The organism is Paenibacillus larvae subsp. larvae (genome assembly GCF_002003265.1).
GTDB classification, from domain to species: domain Bacteria; phylum Bacillota; class Bacilli; order Paenibacillales; family NBRC-103111; genus Paenibacillus_H; species Paenibacillus_H larvae.
The window spans coordinates 90,751-105,552 of record NZ_CP019687.1; the positions used below are offsets into that span (position 1 = coordinate 90,751).

14 protein-coding genes and 4 pseudogenes are annotated in these 14,802 nt (G+C 44.4%); 12 read left to right on the forward strand and 6 right to left on the reverse strand.

Annotated elements, in window-relative coordinates:
• Window positions 1–66 precede the first annotated feature (66 nt).
• From BXP28_RS00465 to BXP28_RS00475, 3 genes and pseudogenes are all read left to right on the forward strand, one after another.
• Window positions 67–843 carry a metal ABC transporter ATP-binding protein gene (locus BXP28_RS00465; RefSeq protein WP_023485539.1) on the forward strand — a complete coding sequence of 259 codons (777 nt, stop codon included), beginning with the start codon at window positions 67–69 and terminating at the stop codon, window positions 841–843.
• A gap of 18 nt (window positions 844–861) precedes the next feature.
• Window positions 862–1,676 (forward strand): annotated as a pseudogene (locus BXP28_RS00470) (metal ABC transporter permease).
• Window positions 1,677–1,714: 38 nt separating this feature from the next.
• Window positions 1,715–2,425, forward strand: coding sequence for a cytochrome c biogenesis CcdA family protein (locus BXP28_RS00475; RefSeq protein WP_036658042.1), 711 nt, complete (start codon window positions 1,715–1,717; stop codon window positions 2,423–2,425).
• 27 nt (window positions 2,426–2,452) lie between these two features.
• Here the strand turns inward: BXP28_RS00475 and splB are convergent, their stop codons facing one another.
• The gene (gene splB, locus BXP28_RS00480) at window positions 2,453–3,514 is read right to left on the reverse strand and encodes a spore photoproduct lyase (RefSeq protein WP_036658044.1); all 1,062 of its coding nucleotides are present in this window, start codon (window positions 3,512–3,514) and stop codon (window positions 2,453–2,455) included.
• Between the two features lie 269 nt (window positions 3,515–3,783).
• On the opposite strand from splB, the gene BXP28_RS00485 reads away from it, so the two are divergent.
• The 3 genes from BXP28_RS00485 to BXP28_RS00495 all read left to right on the forward strand — a co-directional run bounded on the left by BXP28_RS00485 (window position 3,784) and on the right by BXP28_RS00495 (window position 6,394).
• Window positions 3,784–4,650 (forward strand): YitT family protein, encoded by an 867-nt coding sequence (locus BXP28_RS00485; RefSeq protein WP_023485535.1) that lies wholly within the window; start codon window positions 3,784–3,786, stop codon window positions 4,648–4,650.
• A 93-nt stretch (window positions 4,651–4,743) separates the two neighbouring features.
• Window positions 4,744–5,172, forward strand: a complete 429-nt coding sequence (gene mntR, locus BXP28_RS00490; RefSeq protein ID WP_024095047.1) for a transcriptional regulator MntR — start codon at window positions 4,744–4,746, stop codon at window positions 5,170–5,172.
• Window positions 5,173–5,431: 259 nt separating this feature from the next.
• Window positions 5,432–6,394 carry a patatin-like phospholipase family protein gene (locus tag BXP28_RS00495; RefSeq protein ID WP_036658047.1) on the forward strand — a complete coding sequence of 321 codons (963 nt, stop codon included), beginning with the start codon at window positions 5,432–5,434 and terminating at the stop codon, window positions 6,392–6,394.
• Between the two features lie 80 nt (window positions 6,395–6,474).
• Here the strand turns inward: BXP28_RS00495 and BXP28_RS00500 are convergent, their stop codons facing one another.
• Window positions 6,475–6,741 carry a hypothetical protein gene (locus BXP28_RS00500; RefSeq protein WP_024095045.1) on the reverse strand — a complete coding sequence of 89 codons (267 nt, stop codon included), beginning with the start codon at window positions 6,739–6,741 and terminating at the stop codon, window positions 6,475–6,477.
• Window positions 6,738–7,673, reverse strand: a complete 936-nt coding sequence (locus BXP28_RS00505) for a DUF1385 domain-containing protein (protein WP_036658050.1) — start codon at window positions 7,671–7,673, stop codon at window positions 6,738–6,740. The genes BXP28_RS00500 and BXP28_RS00505 overlap by 4 nt, the downstream gene beginning before the upstream one ends.
• A 197-nt stretch (window positions 7,674–7,870) precedes the next feature.
• Between BXP28_RS00505 and BXP28_RS00510 the strand changes: the two genes are divergently transcribed.
• The 5 genes and pseudogenes from BXP28_RS00510 (at window position 7,871) to BXP28_RS00530 (ending at window position 12,244) form a co-directional block, all read left to right on the forward strand.
• A complete protein-coding gene (locus BXP28_RS00510; RefSeq protein WP_023485531.1) occupies window positions 7,871–8,428 on the forward strand; it encodes a YqhR family membrane protein in 558 nt (185 codons plus the stop codon).
• A 152-nt stretch (window positions 8,429–8,580) separates the two neighbouring features.
• Window positions 8,581–9,036 (forward strand): type II 3-dehydroquinate dehydratase, encoded by a 456-nt coding sequence (aroQ, locus tag BXP28_RS00515; RefSeq protein WP_024095043.1) that lies wholly within the window; start codon window positions 8,581–8,583, stop codon window positions 9,034–9,036.
• A pseudogene (locus BXP28_RS00520) lies at window positions 9,036–10,111 on the forward strand (M24 family metallopeptidase). Before aroQ ends, BXP28_RS00520 begins: the two are co-directional and overlap by 1 nt.
• Before the next feature lie 50 nt (window positions 10,112–10,161).
• Window positions 10,162–10,719 (forward strand): elongation factor P, encoded by a 558-nt coding sequence (gene efp / locus BXP28_RS00525; protein ID WP_023485528.1) that lies wholly within the window; start codon window positions 10,162–10,164, stop codon window positions 10,717–10,719.
• Between the two features lie 269 nt (window positions 10,720–10,988).
• Window positions 10,989–12,244, forward strand: a pseudogene (locus BXP28_RS00530) (aspartate kinase).
• Window positions 12,245–12,256: 12 nt separating this feature from the next.
• Here the strand turns inward: BXP28_RS00530 and BXP28_RS00535 are convergent.
• From BXP28_RS00535 to comA, 3 genes and pseudogenes are all read right to left on the reverse strand, one after another.
• The gene (locus tag BXP28_RS00535) at window positions 12,257–12,721 is read right to left on the reverse strand and encodes a DUF441 domain-containing protein (protein WP_023485526.1); all 465 of its coding nucleotides are present in this window, start codon (window positions 12,719–12,721) and stop codon (window positions 12,257–12,259) included.
• A gap of 69 nt (window positions 12,722–12,790) precedes the next feature.
• Window positions 12,791–13,510 (reverse strand): 2-phosphosulfolactate phosphatase, encoded by a 720-nt coding sequence (locus tag BXP28_RS00540; protein WP_023485525.1) that lies wholly within the window; start codon window positions 13,508–13,510, stop codon window positions 12,791–12,793.
• Window positions 13,500–14,245 (reverse strand): annotated as a pseudogene (gene comA, locus BXP28_RS00545) (phosphosulfolactate synthase). Before comA ends, BXP28_RS00540 begins: the two are co-directional and overlap by 11 nt.
• A gap of 263 nt (window positions 14,246–14,508) precedes the next feature.
• Here comA and BXP28_RS00550 point away from each other — a divergent pair.
• Window positions 14,509–14,775 carry a YqhV family protein gene (locus BXP28_RS00550; RefSeq protein ID WP_023485523.1) on the forward strand — a complete coding sequence of 89 codons (267 nt, stop codon included), beginning with the start codon at window positions 14,509–14,511 and terminating at the stop codon, window positions 14,773–14,775.
• Window positions 14,776–14,802: the final 27 nt, after the last annotated feature.

Here is a 14,802-nt window from a genome sequence, read left to right on the forward strand (position 1 = left end):
AACTTACACGAAAAAGGGGCAGAGCGATGATGTAGTCGCTCTCTTTCCTGTTCAGGGAGGAAGATCATGAATCAGGTTCAGGCAGAGTGCCACAGAAGCATTGTGGAGATAGAAAATGTATCATTTTCCTATGAAAATAAGCGCGTAATCGAGCATTTGAACGCTCAAATTCTGGAAAGGGATTTCGTCGGCCTGATCGGTTCCAACGGAGCGGGGAAATCCACTTTGCTCAAAATGCTGGTGAATCTCCTTAAACCGGATGAAGGGGAGATTCGTTTATTCGGAATACCCGTCCAGAAGTTTAAAGACTGGGAAAAGATTGGCTACGTACCGCAAAAGGCGAACTTTAACCCGCTTTTTCCGGCAACTGTCCGCGAGGTTGTTCTGTCGGGGTTATATACGAATAAGAAAATGTTCAAACGCTTGTCAAAGTCAGATTATCAAAAAGGTGACGACGCTTTGTTGGCGATGAAAATCGAAGATTTGGCGGGCCGCAGAATCGGTCAGCTTTCGGGCGGGCAGCAACAGCGGGTTTTTCTTGCCCGGGCGCTGGTGAATAATCCGGAGCTGCTCATTTTAGACGAGCCAACAGTTGGCATCGACGCCGAAACACAGGCCGATTTCTTTCAAATGATCCGGCATATGCACCATCATCATCACATGACTTTTATCATGGTATCCCATGATATGGATATGATGAAGTCTTATCTGGGCGACAAGCCTATACATTCCTGCGGTAAATTGAATTTTCATGTTCGCCATACTCATGATCCGCAGAATTGTGCCGAAGTTAATTTTGCCCACTCCATTGGGCATTCACGGGATATAGTCCCGTCCAAGTAAGAAAAGAAGGAGAAACATATGACGGACTTTTTTTCAATATTAACCGAACCCTTTTTCCAAAAGGCTCTTATCGGGGAGTCTTAATTGGACTCACTGCTCCGTTAATCGGCGTCTTTTTGGTATTGAGGCGTTTGTCCATGATCGGAGATACATTGGCTCATGTTTCAATTGCGGGTATTGCCCTTGGCTTTTTGCTTAATCTTTATCCCCTTGGGGTAGGACTTGTGTTTGCCGTTTTGGCTTCTTTTGCAGTTGAAAAATTGAGAAAAGCCTATAAAACTTATGCAGAGCTTTCCATTGCCATCATCATGTCAGGAGGGATTGCTCTTGCCACCTTTTTGTTTACACTCGGCAAAAACTTCAATATGAACGTTACCAGCTATTTTTTTGGCAGTATCTATACGTTGGATACAATTGATGTATGGATGGTACTTGCCGTTTGCCTTTTAGTTCTGATTGTTATCTCGCTTTTATTCAAAGAACTGTTTTTGATGTTTTTTGATGAGGAAGCTGCTAATGTGAGCGGACTGCCGATCCGTTTTTATAATATGCTGATTACCCTGCTCACGGCTCTGGTAATCTCCGTTGCCATCAAATTGGTGGGGGCACTCCTTGTTTCGGCTCTCCTGACTATACCCGTTGCCTGCAGCTTGATCATTGCCAAAAGTTTTAAACATTCTGTGTTCTTGGCTGTGCTTTTTTCGGAAGTATCTGTCATCGTAGGACTTGTCTGTGCAGCTTTGTTTGATTTTGCTCCCGGAGCAACCGTTGTTTTAGCTCTCATTATTATCCTGATGGGATTATTATTGGTAAAACGGAGAATAAAGTTGTAAACTAGGGGGACTTGCTTAGGAGAGGAGAATGTCAAGATATGGAATCCATCAATTTGTGGATTGCACTGTGGGCTGGGGTGGCTTCCTTTATTTCGCCCTGCTGTCTGCCCCTATATCCGTCCTATATATCCTACATAACCGGCATTTCTGTAAGCGAGCTGAAGTCAGGGCGTTCCCACAGGGATGTACGTATCCGGACAATGCTTCACACACTTGCTTTTATTTTGGGTTTTAGTATCATTTTCTTCAGCTTGGGATGGACAACAGGACTGCTAGGAAGCTTCCTGTTTGATTACGGGGAACTTCTCAGGCAGATAGCAGCTATTCTCATTTTTGTTATGGGGCTTATGCTGCTTGGTATTTTTCAGCCCCAGTGGCTAATGAAAGAGCGCAAGTTTCAGATAAACCGGAGGGCTGGTTATCTGGGGTCTGTCCTCATAGGAATTGGATTTGCAGCGGGATGGTCGCCTTGCGTCGGGCCTATTTTATCTGCGATCCTGGCTTTGACCGCAACAGAACCCGGCACATGGCTGCAGCTTATTACGGCTTACATCTTGGGGTTTGCTATCCCGTTCTTTGTTTTGTCCTTCTTTATTGGTACGACCAAGTGGATTATCCGTTACTCCAATCTATTGATGAAAATTGGCGGGGGTGTGATGGTTATTGTCGCAATCCTGCTTTATACGGACCAAATGACGAAGATCACCATTTGGCTAAATAGCATTACCCCCGATTGGCTTAAGTTTTGAATACATTTCTGACTACATTCGATTCGTTTAAGTAAAATATTCTATTTTTGCTTTGGGAAATTTCTCAAAGATTTGTTCGGTTATATACTCGCGGAGGACGGTGGACTGTTTATCAGGGTACACATACTTGCCCTGGCCCCATCGTCCCCATTTGTATTTTCTTTTAGCCTCATCCATTTCAAGCTTTGTTTTGGGATATCTTTTTTCGATTACATTTTTGGCTGTTTTGGTAAAACGGTGCTGAATCAGCTCAAATGTCAGATCTTCTGATGCTTCTTCAGGAAGTTCTTTTTTGATTTTCTCGAGAAGTTCCCCGTAGCCTTCTTCCCAGCCGTCATACCATATAATAGGGGCAATAATAAATCCAAGAGGGTAACCGGCCTTAGCAACTTTGCCCGCTGCTTCAATCCGTTCGTGAAATCTCGAGGTTCCCGGTTCAAAATTTTTGATAACATAGTCTGCGTTCACGCTAAACCGGAATCGGGTATGCTTATTATGCATGGCATCAAGCAGGGGTTCAACATGGTGGTATTTGGTTACAAAACGCAGCCGTCCAAGCGGCTGTTTACCCATAAATTCAATGTATTCCTTGAGAGAACCCGAGATATGCTCCAGACCTACAGGATCGGATGTACAAGCGGCTTCAAAACGGGTGATTTCCGGTGCTCTTTCATCGATATATTGTTTGGCTGCCATTAAAATATCATGCGTATTTACATAAATTCGTACGTAAGGCTTAGCTCCAAGAGTAGTTTGCAGGTAACAATAATGGCAATGTCCCATGCATCCGGTAGCAACTGGAATCGCGTATTCCGCGGAAGGTTTGGAAGTATCAAACTTAAGCGTTTTGCGGACTCCAACGACCAGCGTCCGTTTAGCAATCCGGTATTTTTCTAGTTCGGTATCTCCCGGAAGATTGGTTATGCGGTTATGGGAAGTGGTCATGCGGATAGGAAGACTTTGGGATTTGGCCCAATCAAGAATTTTTTGACCCTTGGGATACAAAAGAGCATCCGGTTCAAAATAGACAAGCTCAGGAACGAATGTTGCGGTACTTCGCCAGGGTTTATTTTGTACTTTAGTTGTCATAATAGGACAGGCCTCCATTCTGATGTAACGTTCTACCGTTATTTTGCCTCTGGTTTCCCCGTCCAACACTGGAAAATGGTTCGGAGGCGCTTGACATTGTCCAGAACTAATTGCATGCTTGAAAAGTTGGCTGCGTGGAGCACGCGGATCTTTTCAGATTGGAGGGAAAAATTATGAACTGCAAAGAATCCTGAAAGAGTGTAAAATAAATAAAGGGGAAAAGTCCTTTCTGCAGGATGGAAACATATGATAATGAAAGAAGGAATTCGATGACCAAAAAGCATAAAAAACTAAGTCCTATCCGTTTATTAATTAAAATACTTTTTATTACCATAGGTGCCTTCCTTATGGGGGTTGCACTTGAGATCTTCCTTGTTCCTAACGATGTTATTGACGGAGGGATAATAGGGATATCCATCGTTGTTTCCAAAATTACTTCTCTTCCTTTAGGTATCTTCATCTTCTTCCTCAACTTGCCGTTTTTAGTTCTTGGTTATAAGCAGATTGGGAAAACTTTTGCTTTTTCTACCTTGTACGGGATTACTGTCATGTCTATTACTACTGCGCTGCTGCATCATGTTGAGCCTTTTACGAACGATACCATTTTAGCTGTCTTGTTCGGAGGCGTTTTACTAGGTTTCGGAGTGGGGCTCGTAATTAAGTTGGGCGGTTCCTTGGACGGTACAGAGATTGTAGCTATCCTCATTTCCAAAAAACTGAGATTTCCGGTAGGACAGATCATCATGATCATCAACGTTTTTATTTTTATACTTGCCGGATTTGTTCTTGGATGGGATTCTGCCATGTATTCCATGTTCACATATTACATTGCTTCCAAAGTAATGGATGCTGTAGTGGAGGGGTTAAACGAATCCAGATCGGTTACGATCATTTCCAGTGAATACGAAGAAATCTCCCAAACGATTATGGACCGTTTAGGACGGAATACGACCTTCATCTATGCAAGGGGAGGATACTTAAAGGAAGATACCCAGATGATTTACTGTGTAGTCACACGTCTTGAATTGGCCAAATTGAAGACTATCGTACAGGAAATTGACAGTAAAGCTTTTATTACGATTGAACACGTCTCCGATGTGCTTGGCGGTAATTTTGAGAAGCATAATATTCATTAATGGCTCTGCGGCTAACGGCCTAAGCTTGCTTTCTGACTGATAAAGGGCTAAACTATAAGGTATTCTATTGATTTTCACAGGGGGAACATGCGGATGGCTACACCTAGCATGGAGGATTATTTGGAAAGAATTTATAAGCTTATTGATGAAAAAGGCTATGCCCGGGTCTCCGATATTGCTGAAGGACTTGAAGTACATCCCTCCTCGGTTACCAAAATGATTCAAAAGCTTGATAAAGATAACTACCTTGTATATGAAAAATACCGCGGTCTTGTATTGACTTCCAAAGGCAAGAAGATGGGAAAAAGGCTGGTGGACCGGCATCAGCTCCTGGAGGAGTTTCTCGAAGCCATTGGTGTCCAGGAAGAACATATTTATAGAGACGTCGAAGGCATTGAACACCATCTCAGTTGGGATTCCATTACCTGCATAGAAACGCTTGTTGAGTGGTTCAGGAGAAATCCGAAGTATTCGGAAGAACTGCTTAATCTCCGCAAGGAGATGGATGTAGAAAGTATATAAGGAAACAGTTCTTTTATTTTGAATTTGCATATCCTAATTTACTCGAATAATGCAAACTGAATTCAATTTCACAAAATAACATGATGAAATTGATTCAAATGTTTTATCTTTTGAAAAAAGGCTCCCTCCGGGTGCCTTTTTTTGCTATAATGTAACTAAACTATCAATTGTTATTTAATGGTAAGGGAGGATGTAGATGTCTTTTTCTATGGATGAGACTCAATGCAGGCTGAGTGAAACAAAGGGAGAGTGAAGCCCTATGAAAATCAACGGTGTATTTGAAGGAGGGGGCGTGAAGGGAATTGCTCTCGCAGGTGCCGTCAGCGCGGTTATGGACAAAGGCATAACCTTCCATCAGGTGGCCGGTACTTCAAGCGGTTCCATTGTGGCTTCTTTTTTAGCAGCGGGCTATACAGGCTCGGAAATGAAACAACTTATCCTCGAATCCCCTTTTCGTTCCTTCCTGAAACGAGCTCCTGTCTTTAATGTCAAGATTATAGGCCCGGCTTTCCGCTTGCTTCTGAAGAAGGGCTTGTATTCCGGAGAAATGCTGGAGGACTGGGTACACAGGAAGCTTGCAGCCAAAAACATCCGTACATTCGGTGACTTGAAACGAAACCAGCTGAGAATTATCGCATCCGATATTTCCCAAGGGAAACTCCTTGTATTGCCGGACGATGTGCGGCAATATGGCCTGGACCCGAAAAAATTCCCCATATCCAAAGCTGTGCGTATGAGTACATCCATCCCTTATTTTTTGGATCCCGTTCTTATCCGTAAATCATCAAAAATCGGTTCTAAACTGCCGCTTAGTGAACAATTCGTTCATATCGTGGATGGAGGAGTTTTAAGTAATTTTCCTTTATGGCTTTTTGATGAGGAACGGAGTACAACCAACCCTCAACCTACAATCGGGTTCAGTCTGGTAGGAAGAATCCCCAATCAGGTTCATAAAATTTCAGGACCCATATCCATGTTCCAAGCCTTATTTTCAACCATGATGGATGCCCATGACGAACGTTATATTGAGGAACATAACCGCTTCCGTACAATCAAAATACCGGCGATGGGAGTTGGAGCAACGGAATTTTCGATCTCTCAGGAAAAAAGCGAAGCTTTATATAAAACCGGCTATCAAGCCTCTCAGTCCTTTTTCAGAAACTGGTCTGACCAAAACTATGAGAATGAATATGAAAAGCATGTATTGCGTAAACTCAAATAAATAATAGGAAAAACAGCGATGCTTTTAAGCATCGCTGTTTTAGGGATACCGGATAACGTACCAGTAACGGGTATTTTAAATCAGTGGTATTTGGGGACGTCATCATCCGGCTTACTGCCTTCGATAACGCGGAACTTAGCGTTTTTTCTTCGAGGCCCCTTTGATTTGGATTTGGCTGAGAAATTCGGCAGCTTCCATGTGTTTGGCGGAAATTTATAAAGCGCAATAAGGACACCAAAAACAAGAATGGGGAGCCAAAAATCTTTAAGACTAAACAGCAATCCAATGATTAGAAGAGCAAAAACAATGATTTCAAAAACAGAAAAACGGCGCTTATACATACTCATACAATCATCCCTTTCGTTAAGCGGCGATCCGCTTCACGCATCCGGTTGAATGAAGCAATCGACACTTCGACCTGTTCATCAGTCGGTTCCTTCGTCGTTAGTTTTTGCAGCCAAAGGCCGGGATATCCAAGATATCTGAGAACCGGCACATCGCGAAGAGAATTGGTCAAGCGCAGTACTTCATAAGAGACGCCAATTACAACAGGGATTAGGACAATCCGCTGGATAATCCGCTCTACCATTCCACTATACGGGAAGAAGGAATAGATGATGACTCCCACCATAACCGTAAAGACGATGAAGCTGCTGCCGCAGCGATAGTGCAGTGTGTTGAATTTCTGTACATTAGATACCGTCAGTTCGACACCTGCTTCATAAGCGCTGATCACTTTGTGTTCAGCCCCATGATATTGAAACAAACGCTTGATCATAGGGGTCAGAGAGAGGAAATAAATGTAGCTTAGAAGGAGGATGATTTTAATTACTCCTTCAATCAGGTTATGAAGAATCTGATTACTGAACAAGTTTTTGAACAGAATCTGCTCAATCATAGCCGGAACAGCCGACATTACAACCTTTCCTACGAGAAAAGACAATACCCCGATTACAGCCATACCAAGAATTAGCGAGAAATTTCCCCAGAAACCGGGTTCTTTTTTTTCCTTTTCCTCCTCATCCGCATACGATTCAGCGGCAAAATTCAAATGCTGGGCCCCTTTTGCACTGGATTCTACAATGGCAACAATCCCGCGGAGGAATGGAATCTTTTTTAGTTTATTTACCCACGGTATCTCCTTCTTGGGCACTTCCAGGAACTCAATGGAATGATCTTTTTTACGAACGGCTGTCACATGGACTTTTTGTCCGGCGAACATTACGCCTTCAATGACAGCTTGCCCACCATAAACAGATTGAATAGGTTGTTCGGACAAATTAAATTTCACCTCTTTATGGAATGAACATCAAGCGATTCTGCTTCGAAGATGGGATATTCCTTTTGTTCTTATTTTACCTAAACTGGTGCGAGAAAGCTACCCGGGTTACGAACAAACAATCTGTATATACTAAGGCTTAAGATACATGATATTTTGCAGGAAAAATCAAAGGAAAAAGAGGGAGGTTTTCGCAGGTGGATCAGACAAATTCCCGGAATAAACAAAACGATGCGTCCTGTCCGGACAAAACATCTTTTCATAGCGAAAAAAATGGTGAAGGCAAAAAATATACGAATCCCTGGTTTTTTGCTTTATATATAGGTTTTTTTGCTGGAGTCATATGGGGCTTTGTTAAAATAGCAGCTTATTACTTCCGTTTCACCACTGTTATCCCGGGCTTTTTGGTCGAGCCTTTCTATAAACATGACTTTTTGCTAACCGGAGGAGGAATCCTGGTCGGCTGGATTTACTTTATCCTGTTTTCCATTCTAGGATCATTTGTTTACATGTTGCTTCTCGGAAAATTGAAGGGGCCGGTTCCCGGTATTTTATACGGAATTGGATGGTGGATGGTCCTATATTATATAGTCGGGCCCGGTACCGGAATGTTTGCACCTGTTACCCGGATTGGCTGGGATACTATCATAGCTGATTTTTGTCTGTTTTTATTATGGGGACTATTCATCGGCTTCTCCACAGCATTTGAATTTACTGAAGAGACGGGTACTGAGAGAAAAAGCACTACGAATTAAAGCAGACTGGTCCAGCGTATACACTTTCAAAGTGAGTTATGGTAAAATGTCAAGGGTATGAAGCATTAAGTTTGCCTTTAGTCAATGAAGGGCGGAGCTTCTAATGGCCTGCGCGACAGGCAAAGTAATCGAAGGATGCAGGAGGTACCTTCATGCGCAAGATCATAGTGATTAGCGGCCCTAATCTAAATATGCTGGGAGTACGGGAACCTGATATTTATGGAAGGACCACACTGAAAGATATTGAAGAGCAGTTGAATACATTAGCATCTGAGCTTGGAATGGAAGTTGACTGCTTTCAATCCAATCATGAAGGGGAAATTATAGACAGGATCCAGCAGTCTTACGGGGAAGCAGATGGTATATTGCTGAATCCGGGAGCGTTTACCCATTACAGTTATGCGATAAGGGATGCTTTGGCGACGATCCAATTGCCGGTAGTGGAAGTACATTTGTCCAACATTTACAAGCGGGAGGAATTCCGCCATCATTCAGTCACTGCTCCTGTTGTGGTCGGACAGATATCCGGATTCGGGGCTTTTAGCTATGAGCTCGGACTGATCGCCTTACATAATTATCTCATGGAACAAGAGGAGGGAAATGATTGATGCAAGCACAGCGGGTCGAACGACTGCGCCGCGTAATGAAAGAAGCGGATTTACCGGCCATGTTCATCACCAACGCTTATAACCGCATGTATATGACAGGGTTTACAGGCAGCTCGGGTTATGTATTGATTACCCAAGAAAGAACCGTTTTATTCACCGATTTCCGGTACATGACCCAGGCGGTAGAACAGGCCAAAGATTATGAAGTCATTGAGCATAAACCCAGAGTCATACAATCGGTCCTTGAACTGCTTCAGGAAGAGAAGCTGGATGTGCTCGGTTTTGAACAAAATGACTTGACTTATGGCAGTTATTCCGGCTATACTGACGATTTGCAAGGGGTGCAATTTGTACCGACGGATAACGTGATCGAACAAATCCGCATGATCAAGGATGCGGGCGAGCTGTCTATCATGAAGGAAGCAGCCGAACTTGCCGACCAGACTTTTTCCCATGTTCTGGGCCTGATTAAGCCGGGAGTATCTGAGAATGCAATCGCTCTTGAAATTGAAATGTTTATCCGCCGCAATGGGGGTACATCCACATCCTTCGATACAATCGTAGCTTCCGGCGTACGCTCTGCCCTTCCTCATGGAGTGGCAAGCGGCAAGCTAATTCAAGAGAACGAATTTGTTACACTCGATTTCGGTGCATACTATAATGGTTACTGCTCCGATATTACCCGGACGGTTTTTGTCGGAAAGAATCCTTCGGACAAACATAAGGAAATCTATGATATTGTCCTGAAAGCTCAGTTGAACTGCCTGAAGGGATTACGCCCGGGAATGACGGGACATGAAGGCGATGCCCTTTGCCGGGACATCATCACTGAACATGGGTATGGGGGACAATTCGGTCACAGTACCGGACACGGTCTTGGTATGGAAGTTCACGAGCAGCCGAGAGTTTCTCCTCGTGACCAGACGATTCTGGTCCCCGGCATGGCGGTCACCGTCGAACCGGGAATTTATATCCCGGGATTCGGGGAGTTAGAATTGAAGATGACATTGTACTTGTTGAGAACGGCATCCATATTCTGACCAGTTCTACCAAAGAACTGCTCATCTTATCTTAATCACTTGCTTGCAGCAAGGATCTTTACAAGATTCAGGAGGGAAAATCAGCGTGATTTCAGTTAACGATTTTAAAACAGGATTGACCATTGAAGTAGACGGTGACTTGTTTACCGTTCTTGACTTCCAGCACGTAAAACCAGGAAAAGGAGCCGCATTTGTCCGTTCCAAGCTGAAAAACCTCCGCAACGGCAATACCGTGGAGAAAACATTCCGTGCAGGTGAAAACGTAGGTCGTGCTCATATCGAAAACCGCGAGATGCAGTATCTGTATGCAAGCGGTAAGGAACATACCTTTATGGATATGGAAACTTACGATCAGATTTCTCTGGACGAGAGCCAGATTGAATGGGAATTAAAGTTCCTGAAGGAAAACATGATTATCAATATCATGAGCTATCAAGGGGAAATTCTCGGTATCAACCTGCCAAACAGCGTTGAGCTGAAAGTAACGGAAACCGAGCCGGGAATCAAAGGAAATACGGCAACAGGTGCTACCAAGAACGCTAAGCTGGAAACCGGCCTTAATGTGCAGGTCCCTTTGTTTATCAATGAGGATGATGTACTGCTTATTGATACCCGCGAAGGGAAATATATCTCCCGCGCATAAGTATAACCTGCGCAAATTTTAACTTCGCATCAATTTCAATTAAATAATGTAATTGCTAGACTGAATCAATTTCATAATACAATGAAATTGATTCGACTTTATAAACGCCCTCTGTTTTCGCCTTACCAGGTGCCGGAGGGCTGTTTTTATTCCTGTATGAACGAAAGACGCCGCCCCTTTGCTAATTGAATACAACGGACTGGGTTTATGCTATAATGATCTACAATTATTTCTAGATATTTAATAGTAAGTGTGGGGAGTGAGCAGCATTGTCTTTGATCGTCATGAAATTCGGAGGGAGCTCTGTCGGCAACGCGGAACGCATGAAGCGTGCGGCCGGACGGATCGCAGAGAGAAGGAAGCAGGGCCACCAATGTGTAATTGTAGTATCGGCCATGGGGGATACAACAGATGACCTGATTGATTTATCCCGGCAAGTTTCAGGCGGGCAGCCGTCTGAAAGGGAGATGGATATGCTTCTTGCCACAGGTGAGCAGATGTCGGTTGCCCTTCTATCAATGGCTATACATAGTCTTGGGCAACCGGCCCTTTCACTGACAGGTTGGCAGGCCGGCATGCATACGGATGATAAGCATGGAAAAGCCAGAATCACGGATATTAAACCGGAACGGATACTGGAAGCCGTCCGTTTGGAGAAAATTGTTATCGTGGCGGGTTTTCAGGGAATTTCGGACGAAGGGAATATAACCACATTGGGCCGGGGAGGCTCAGATACGACGGCTGTTGCATTAGCTGCGGCCATACAAGCGGACTTGTGTGAAATTTATACAGATGTGGACGGAGTTTATTCGACTGATCCACGTGTAGTCAAGGTAGCCAGAAAACTTAAGGAAATTTCGTACGACGAAATGCTCGAACTGGCTAATCTTGGAGCAGCGGTTCTGCATCCGAGAGCCGTGGAATATGCTAAAAATTACAACGTGCCCCTCGTTGTTCGGTCTAGCTTTACTAATAACGAAGGAACATTTGTCAAGGAGGAAGCAGTAATGGAACAAGGGAATTTAGTACGTGGCATCGCTTATAATAAAAATGTGGCACGAATAAGCATTCTGGGGTGCCTGAGAAGCCGGGTCAACTTGCTAAAGTGTTTACATCCTTGGCGGAGGCTCAGATTGATGTCGATATTATCGTACAAAGCGGGGTCATGAACGGCCTGGCTGATTTTTCCTTCAGTGTTTCCTTAGATGATCGGGAGCGGGCACTTGGGGTTCTGGAGAAGATACAGGATGAAATCGGTTTCCGTGAAACTACCTCCGAAGATAATCTCGTTAAAGTCTCGATTGTCGGGGCAGGTATGGTCAGTACACCGGGTGTGGCCGCAACGATGTTTGAAGAGTTGTCCAAACTGGGAATCAGCATCAATATGGTCTCTACTTCCGAGATCAAGATATCCTGTGTGATCGCGGCCAGTCATTTAACAGAAGCTGTTCAGGCTCTCCATACCGCATACGGACTGGATACGAAAGAACAGGCTTTCATAGGAGGACCTAAAGAAAGAAGATAGAACCGGACTTGTTCATTTGATTTTATCTCCGATAAAAAAGAAGAGTTTCAGTAAAAAAGCCGTGATACCCGCTGCCATCAGCGGCCCCACGGGAATGCCTTTCATAAATACGATACCGAAGATGGAACCAATAACTAGGCCTACAATCAGCTGCGGGTCTAGTTTTAGTAGTTCCAGCCCTTTTCCGTTCATATACGTAGCTAAGGCCCCTCCGAATAAAGCGAGAATTCCGGGCCATGTAGTGAATACAGAGGCGACATCTTTGAAAGAAATGTGCTCGGACGCAAAAGGGACGAGAACGCCCATGGTAAGAAACAATAGGCCGATTTCCAGCCCTCTCCGTTCAATAGTAGGGAGAAAGCGGTCCAGACTGATCAGTTTTACAATGAGCAGCACGCAAGCAGCCGTTGTGATGATAGGAGAACGACCTATTAATCCTACAATAATCAGAATAACGAGCAGTACCTCTCCATTCATGGAAAAACCCCTTGTCTCACTTAGTCTTACTTTCAGTGTATGAGAGGACAAAGGTTTTAGAACGGAGCTTCATGAGAGCAGTTCTATCAGTCTTCCTTCTCTCCAAATAGGAACCGTTAAATATAAGTTTTGCTGGCAGCAAAAAAAGACATCTTGCCGGAAACCGAGCTTGTGCAGCCGACGGCCGTTTGCACAGCGGTGAAAAGCCTGCGTCAGATCCGATTTTGCCTGCTTATATCCATAAAGAAGGGCGAGCCCCAGATCGTCTATTTCCATCTGCCGGGCCCCTTCTATCTTATCGGCTTCGTCAAGCAGAAAGCCTGCACAAAGCCCATCTTCCAAAGAAAACACATGTTGGGTACCGGCACAAATCAGTACAATGTCTTTTTTAAGTTGCAGGGCAGCACGGATACAGGCCGTTCCATTTAGCATGGAGCCGATCAATACGTTTTCAGCCTTAAGCGCTTTTTGAACAGCCTTTGTTCCGTTTGTAGTGGTCATGATAATCCTTTTGTCTTTCACCGTTTCTTTTAAATATTCCAGAGGAGAGTTACCCAGGTCAAAGCCGGGAATTTTTCTGCAAGAACGTTCCCCGCCTAGAAGGCTCCCTTCTTCAAAAGCCTGTTTGGCCTGCCCTACCGTTTCCACAGGTACAACTTCCCTGCATCCTCCTGCCAAAGCAGTTACGATGCAGCTGCTTGCCCTAAGTACATCTATGACAATTACCGTCTTGCCCGCCAGATCTTGTACACCTACTTCATTTAAGCTGGCAATCGTCTCAATTTTCATGAACCACGCTTCCTTCGATGGCCCGCCAGATTTCAGCCTGAAAGAATGTATCCGAACGCAATCCCCTTCTGAGTGTTTCCAAGGGAATGACTTCTTGAGGTGGGATATTGCCAAGATGAATATCCGGTCCGAGCATTTTGAGAAGGTGAACCTGCTGATCTTTTTGCGGCGCCTCCCAAAGCAGAATGTCAGAGCGGGGCAGGGCAGCCAGAACTTGTTCCAGCTCATTGTCTTTACAGATTCCCTTTTCATCAAATATACCGACTCCCACTCCTGACTCCCTTGCTTCAATCGTGACCAGTTCAGCTCCCATCTCCATATCAATCATCACAGTTTCGATTAGCTCCTCCAGTTGGATTGAAGATCCCCAGCCCTTTTTTCCATATTCTGTAAATACGGAAAAACCATAATCCAGCCCCTGGATGATGAGTTCACTGCGGCGGCTGCGGCTTAATGTAGTCGTTCCGTCTGATACTTCGATTCCCGTAAATCCAAGTTCTGACGCCGTTTTCAAAAAGGAATCAGCCATTTGCTGATGAACCGCTCTCTCCAAATACGTACCCCCGGGAAAATACAGGTATTCGCTGATTGGGCTAAATGGATTTTTTTCTGCAAAACTTCGCGCGGGTAGAGGGCGGCAGTTCCAAATCCGAGTTTGATCATATCAATGTACTCTCCTGCAGTCTCAAGCAAATCCTCAAAAGCACGCAGGCCAAGCCCTTTGTCAATGATCATGGTTCTGCCGCGCTGTCTTGGCTTGTTTTCTCTTCTGCCGGTCGGATCCATTATTTTATCCTCCCAAAATACCTCTGTGGTCGGGTTATTCATGAGCTTTAGCACCACCTGTTTTAGTCATTCCGTCTTTTGTGCATCATATGCATCTTGTTTTAGGTAGGTGCGGAAGTTATGCCTAAACTGAGACAAGCCGGCATAAGGTAAGGAGAGAGGAAAATAATGAACGCCATACCTGTGGCTTCTCAAGAAAGGAAGATAGACGCATGGTAAGCAAAATAGTGCTGAGCATGGGAATGCTGCGGCTGTTTTCGGGAAGCATCGAAATACTGGCAGCCATTCTGATTCTGAAAGCGGGTCAAATCGAAAAGGCGCTGCTTGTAAATTCCGGCCTTGCTTTGGTAGGTCCGCTAATTTTGCTGATGACTACTACTATAGGATTAGTAGGAGTGGCGGAAAAACTATCATTTTCCAAAATGCTGTGGGTGCTGGTCGGCGTCAGCTGCATCTTCATCGGTATCCTGAAAAAATAGAGAAGAAATCCTGCGCAGTGTAGTTCT